General features: G+C 61.8%; 6 protein-coding genes. 4 read left to right on the top strand and 2 right to left on the bottom strand.

Going from position 1 to position 6,000, the window contains the following annotated elements; translation table 11 throughout:
* Positions 1-225: 225 nt before the first annotated feature.
* On the bottom strand, positions 226-609 hold the full coding sequence (locus F757_RS0127550) for a c-type cytochrome (RefSeq protein ID WP_027214197.1): 384 nt from the start codon (positions 607-609) through the stop codon (positions 226-228).
* Between the two features lie 65 nt (positions 610-674).
* Entirely contained in the window at positions 675-1,043 is a 369-nt protein-coding gene (locus F757_RS0127555; protein WP_013338619.1) for a c-type cytochrome, read from the bottom strand.
* 299 nt (positions 1,044-1,342) lie between these two features.
* Here F757_RS0127555 and F757_RS0127560 point away from each other — a divergent pair, with 299 nt between their 5' ends.
* The 4 genes from F757_RS0127560 (at position 1,343) to tal (ending at position 5,850) form a co-directional block, all read left to right on the top strand.
* On the top strand, positions 1,343-2,185 hold the full coding sequence (locus F757_RS0127560; protein WP_013338618.1) for an AAA family ATPase: 843 nt from the start codon (positions 1,343-1,345) through the stop codon (positions 2,183-2,185).
* Between the two features lie 34 nt (positions 2,186-2,219).
* A complete protein-coding gene (locus F757_RS0127565) occupies positions 2,220-3,395 on the top strand; it encodes a vWA domain-containing protein (protein ID WP_027214198.1) in 1,176 nt (391 codons plus the stop codon).
* Positions 3,396-3,434: 39 nt separating this feature from the next.
* Positions 3,435-4,655, top strand: a complete 1,221-nt coding sequence (locus tag F757_RS0127570; protein ID WP_027214199.1) for a benzoate/H(+) symporter BenE family transporter — start codon at positions 3,435-3,437, stop codon at positions 4,653-4,655.
* 241 nt (positions 4,656-4,896) lie between these two features.
* Positions 4,897-5,850: a transaldolase gene (tal, locus tag F757_RS0127575; protein WP_027214200.1), complete on the top strand. Its 954-nt coding sequence runs from the start codon at positions 4,897-4,899 to the stop codon at positions 5,848-5,850.
* Positions 5,851-6,000 lie beyond the last annotated feature (150 nt).

Here is a 6,000-nt window from a genome sequence, read left to right on the forward strand (position 1 = left end):
AAAGCGGGGTGTTGAAGACGGCCTTGAATTAAAGCCAGGCGCTAAGGCAAGCACTAGAGCGAGCCTTTAAAGCTAACCATTAAAGCAACGCGTTAAAGCTAAGCATCAAAGCAAAGTCATCGAAGCAAAGTCAGCAAGCCAGCCATCGAAGCGAGGCGTTGCAGCGGCGTCTACAGCATGGCGTTTACAACTGCCCGAGGTGCCGCCCGTTGCGGCGCGGCGTGCTTACTTCTTCTGGACAAGATCGCCCTTCAGCGATTCGATATAAGCCGCGATGTCCTTCATGTCGCTTTGCGACAGGCTCTGCACCTGCGCCTGCATGATCGCGTTATTGCGACCCATGTGCGGGTTGCCGTTACCCATCTGATACTGACGCAGCGCCCAGTAGATGTAGTCCGAGTGCTGACCCGCGAGCTTCGGATATTCCGGGCTCACCGGCTTGTTCAGGTTCGGACCGTGACAGGCCGCGCAATTGTGGCTGTCGGACAGCACCTTGCCGTTGCCGGCGTCTGCCGCATGGGCGACGCTCGCTGCAAACAGACCAAATACTGCCGCCGACGCGCATGCAGCCTTGAACACCGTGTGGAGTGCCTGTTGGGGCTTATTCATGAATTCTCCTATCCCGCGAATTTAATAGCCGTGTGACTGGTTGGATGAGCGCAGCCAGCCACCTGTCACTTGTCGGGATTGCTCTTCGATGAGGAATTTTGCGCTGCGTAGTAAGCAGCGATGTCGGCGATGTCCTGATCCGATAGCGATGCGGTGATCGCATGCATCGTTTCGAAGTGGCGGTCGCCCTTCTTGTAGCCGCGCAGCGCGTTTTCGAGGTACGCCTGATTCTGGCCGCCCAGCATGGGCACGCGGTACACCTCAGGGTAAGCCGTGCGGTATTCAGGGATGCCGTGGCAGCCAATACACATCGCGACCTTGCCTTGGCCCGCTTTCGCGTTGCCGACGACATCCGCTGCCTGCGCACTGGCCGCATAGCCCGCGAGCACCGACAGCGCTGCGATCACGACGTGTTTGCCGACGAATTTGTTCATAGCATGTAACCTGGCTTGAGGGGAAACGGGCGCCCGAAAAGGCAACGGCCCGCGCCATTTTCTTATAGGGAGCCACGCAGGCCAAAAAAATCGGGCTAATTGTACCGCGTCGCCGCGCCGAACGTCCACCGCGCGGGGCGTACGCGCCGGTGGGCCGGTGTCGGCACCGCGGCGCGCCACGCGCGCGCCGCCACGGGAAGTACGCAAAGACGCGGCTGCAACCTTACGCGAGCCGGCTTCAGGCCAACAGGGCTTCTGACTTATACTGGGTTTTTTCCCACGCCAGAGAGCACCTCGCCATGCGTTTCGAAGGCTCATCGCAGTACGTCGCCACCGACGACCTCAAGCTCGCGGTCAACGCCGCGATGACGCTCAAGCGCCCGCTTCTCATCAAAGGCGAGCCCGGCACCGGGAAAACCATGCTGGCCGAAGAGGTCGCCGCGGCGCTCGGCATGCCGCTGCTGCAGTGGCATATCAAGTCGACCACCAAGGCCCAGCAGGGTCTGTACGAATACGACGCGGTGTCGCGCCTGCGCGATTCGCAGCTCGGCGACGAACGCGTCAAGGACATTCGCAACTACATCGTGAAGGGCGTGCTGTGGCAGGCATTCGAGTCGGACCAGCAAACCGTGCTGCTGATCGACGAGATCGACAAGGCCGACATCGAGTTTCCGAACGACCTGCTGCGCGAACTTGACCGCATGGAATTCTACGTGTACGAGACCCACGAGCTGGTGCGCGCCAAGCAGCGGCCGCTCGTCATCATCACGTCGAACAACGAGAAGGAGCTGCCCGACGCCTTCCTGCGCCGCTGCTTTTTCCATTACATCAAGTTTCCCGATCCGGCCACCATGCAGCAGATCGTCGAGGTGCACTACCCCGGCATCAAGAAGGAACTGCTGGCCGCGGCCATGCAGAGCTTCTTCGAGTTGCGCAACGTGGCGGGGCTGAAGAAGAAACCGTCGACGTCCGAACTGCTCGACTGGCTCAAGCTGCTGCTTGCCGAGGACATTCCGCCCGAAGCGCTGCGCTCCGCGGATCAGAAGCAGATCATTCCGCCGCTCGCCGGCGCGCTGCTCAAGAACGAGCAGGACGTGAGCCTGTTCGAACGGCTCATCTTCATGAACCGCAACAACCGTTGACCTCCTATCTGGCTCGCGCCGCAGGGGACCCAGCATGCTGATCGACTTCTTCTACTCGCTGCGCGCCGCGAAGCTGCCCGTGTCGGTGAAGGAATACCTGACGCTGCTCGAGGCGCTCAAAGCCAACGTCATCACGCCGTCACTCGACGACTTCTATTACCTCGCGCGCATGACGCTCGTGAAGGACGAGCAGTATTTCGACAAGTTCGATCAGGCGTTCGGCGCCTATTTCAACGGCGTGGCCAAGGCGTCGGAGCTCGCCTTCGACGTGCCGCTCGACTGGCTGAAGAAAAAGCTGCAACGCGATCTGTCGCCCGAAGAAAAAGCGCAGATCGAGGCAATGGGCGGGATCGACAAGCTCATGGAGCGCCTGAAGCAACTGTTCGACGAACAGAAAGAACGGCATGAGGGCGGCAACAAGTGGATCGGCACTGGCGGCACCTCGCCGTTCGGCAATGGCGGCTACAACCCGGAGGGCGTGCGCATTGGCGGCGACGCGGCGGGTAATCGCACGGCCGTCAAGGTGTGGGAAGCGCGCGCCTATCGCGACTACGACGACCAGGTGGAAATCGGCACGCGCAATATCAAGGTCGCGCTGCGCCGCTTGCGCCGCTTCGCGCGAGAGGGCGCGGCCGAAGAACTGGACCTGCCCGACACGATCCGCAGCACCGCCGCGAACGCTGGCTGGCTGGACCTGAAGATGGTGCCCGAGAGGCACAACAAGGTGAAGGTGCTGATGCTGCTTGACGTGGGCGGCTCGATGGACGATCACATCAAGCGCACCGAAGAGCTCTTTTCTGCCGCCAAGGCCGAGTTCAAGCATCTCGAGTTCTACTATTTCCACAACTGCGTGTACGACTTTCTGTGGAAGAACAATCGGCGCCGCCACGCCGAGCGCACGCCGACGTGGGACGTGCTGCACAAGTTCACGTCCGACTACAAGCTGATCTTCGTCGGCGACGCGACCATGAGTCCCTATGAAGTGCTGCAACCGGGCGGCTCCGTGGAATACAACAACGCCGAGGCGGGAGCGGTCTGGCTGCGCCGGCTCGCCGATCACTTTCCGCATCACGCGTGGCTGAACCCGGAACCGGAAGGCTTGTGGCCGTACCGCCAGTCTGTCAGCGCGATTCGTGAGGTGCTCGGTCACCGCATGTACCCGCTCACGCTCGCCGGCCTCGAGGCCGCCATGCGCATTCTGAGCAAATAAGCCGCCCCGCTCCACCCTCAACGACAAGAAAGTACCTGCATGCGCCGCTCGTCATCGCCTGAACTGGCCACCGCCGGCATTGCGCCCGGCCGCTTCAACCCTATTGCCGACACATCGCTGTCCGCGATCGTCGCAGGTTTCGTCGCGATGATGACCGGCTACACCAGTTCGCTCGTGCTGATGTTTCAGGCCGGCCAGGCCGCGCATCTCAGCAACGCGCAGATTTCGTCGTGGATCTGGGCGTTGTCGATCGGCATGGCAGTCAGCACCATCGGTCTGTCGCTGCGCTTTCGCGCACCGATCGTGGTGGCATGGTCGACGCCGGGTGCGGCGCTGCTCGTTTCGTCGTTGCCGCACGTGCCCTACGCGCAGGCAATCGGCGCGTTTATCGTCTGCGCGCTGCTGCTCACCGTCGTCGGTCTGACAGGCTGGTTCGACACGCTAATGAAGAAAATTCCCGCAGGCATCGCAGCCGCCTTGCTGGCGGGCATTCTGTTCGAGATCGGCATTGAGATCTTTCGCGCCGCGCAATTCCAGACTGCGCTCGTGCTGACAATGTTTCTGACCTATCTCGTCGTCAAACGGATTGCGCCGCGGTATGCGATTCCACTGACGCTGATCGCCGGCACGCTCGCAGCCGGGGTGCTCGGACTGCTCGATTTCAGCCACTTCAAGGTCACGCTCGCGCAGCCGGTGTTCACCATGCCGTCGTTTTCGCTTGCAGCCAGCATCAGCATCGGCATTCCGCTCTTCGTGGTGGCCATGGCGTCGCAGAACGTGCCTGGCATTGCGGTGCTGCGCGCCGACGGTTATGCCACGCCCTCCGCGCCGTTGATTTCGACGACCGGCATCGTGTCGCTCGCGCTCGCGCCGTTCGGTTCGCACGGCGTCAATCTTGCTGCGATCACGGCGGCAATCTGCACCGGCCCCGAAGCGCACGAGAACCGCGACAAGCGCTACACGGCCGCGGTGTGGTGCGGAATTTTCTATCTGATCGCCGGCGTGTTCGGCGCGACAATTGCTGCGCTGTTCGCGGCGTTTCCGCGCGAACTCGTCGTCTCGGTGGCGGCGCTGGCGTTGTTCGGCTCGATCATGAGCGGCCTCACCAACGCGATGCAGGATGCAAGGCAGCGCGAAGCGGCGCTCGTCACCTTCATGGTGACGGCGTCCGGGCTCACGCTGTTGTCCATTGGCTCGGCGTTCTGGGGGCTGGTGGCGGGCGTCGTCACGCAAGTCGTGCTGAATGCGCGGCGTGCGTGAGGGCGAGACAAGAGTGAACGGACCGGCGGCGCACGGTGTCAATACTGCATCAGACGATCCGCCATAAAATAGAGGCATCCGGCAGCGTTTCCCGGCAACATGGTTGCAACGTCGCGGCGCCCGTTGCAATCCTGGGTAAGCGCTGCAGCGAAACTCGTGGCAGCCGGACCGAAGCGGTCTTTCGATCCGGCTGCAACTCATTCTCCTGAACCGTGGCGCATGCGCCCCTAAAGGCACGAATATGACAACCGCACTCGATCAACTCAAGCAATACACCACGGTCGTGGCCGATACCGGCGACTTCCAGCAACTCGCGCAATACAAGCCGCAAGACGCGACCACCAACCCGTCGCTGATCCTCAAGGCCGTGCAGAAGGACGACTACCGTCCGCTGCTCGAAAAGACGGTGAAAGATCATGCGTCCAAGCCGATGGGCGCGATCATCGATCAGTTGCTGATTGCGTTCGGCACCGAAATCCTGAAGATCATCCCGGGCCGCGTGTCGACCGAAGTGGATGCGCGTCTGTCGTTCGACGTGCAGGGCTCCATCGCCAAGGGCCGTGAACTGATCGCGCTCTACAAGGAGCACGGCATCGACCGCGAACGCGTGCTGATCAAGCTGGCCTCCACGTGGGAAGGCGTGCGTGCCGCCGAAGTGCTGCAAAAAGAAGGCATTAATTGCAACATGACGCTGCTGTTCTCGCTCGCCCAGGCCGCCGCATGCGCGGAGGCGGGCGCCAAGCTGATCTCGCCGTTCGTCGGCCGGATTTACGACTGGTATAAGAAAAACGCCGGCAGCGCGTGGGACGAAGCGAAAGACGGCGGTGCGAACGATCCGGGCGTCCAGTCGGTGCGTCGCATCTACGCTTACTACAAGAAGTTCGGCTACAAGACCGAGGTGATGGGCGCGAGCTTCCGCACCACCGGCCAGATTCTGGAACTGGCCGGCTGCGATTTGCTGACCATCAGCCCCGACCTGCTGCAAAAGCTGCATGAAAGCACCGACAAGGTGGAACGCAAACTGTCGCCGGAAAGCTCGCACGACGCGAACCTGGAGCGCGTGCCGGTCGACGAGCCGTCGTTCCGCTTTCTCGTCAACGACGAGGCAATGGCAACCGAAAAGCTCGCCGAAGGTATTCGCGCGTTTGCGGCGGATGCAGTAAAGCTGGAGAAGCTGATCGAAGCGATGCGTTGAGGATTAGGGGCATGGTGCCGCGCGGTGCGGCGGTGCGGCGGTGCGGCGGTGTGGACGTTGTGCCGTTGTGCCGTTGTGCCGTTGTGCCGTTGTGCCGTTGTGCCGTTGTGCCGTTGTGCCGTTGTGCCGTTGTGCCGTTGTGCCGTTGTG

Origin of the sequence: Burkholderia sp. WSM2232, from assembly GCF_000472545.1 — a bacterium.
In the GTDB taxonomy this organism is placed as follows: Bacteria; Pseudomonadota; Gammaproteobacteria; order Burkholderiales; family Burkholderiaceae; genus Paraburkholderia.

Excerpts from the sequence above, each read along its gene's own strand:
- F757_RS0127550 (WP_027214197.1), bottom strand. The coding sequence starts at position 609 with ATGAATAAGCCCCAACAGGCACTCCACACGGTGTTCAAGGCTGCATGC.
- F757_RS0127555 (WP_013338619.1), bottom strand. The coding sequence starts at position 1,043 with ATGAACAAATTCGTCGGCAAACACGTCGTGATCGCAGCGCTGTCGGTG.
- F757_RS0127560 (WP_013338618.1), top strand. The coding sequence starts at position 1,343 with ATGCGTTTCGAAGGCTCATCGCAGTACGTCGCCACCGACGACCTCAAG.
- F757_RS0127565 (WP_027214198.1), top strand. The coding sequence starts at position 2,220 with ATGCTGATCGACTTCTTCTACTCGCTGCGCGCCGCGAAGCTGCCCGTG.
- F757_RS0127570 (WP_027214199.1), top strand. The coding sequence starts at position 3,435 with ATGCGCCGCTCGTCATCGCCTGAACTGGCCACCGCCGGCATTGCGCCC.
- tal (WP_027214200.1), top strand. The coding sequence starts at position 4,897 with ATGACAACCGCACTCGATCAACTCAAGCAATACACCACGGTCGTGGCC.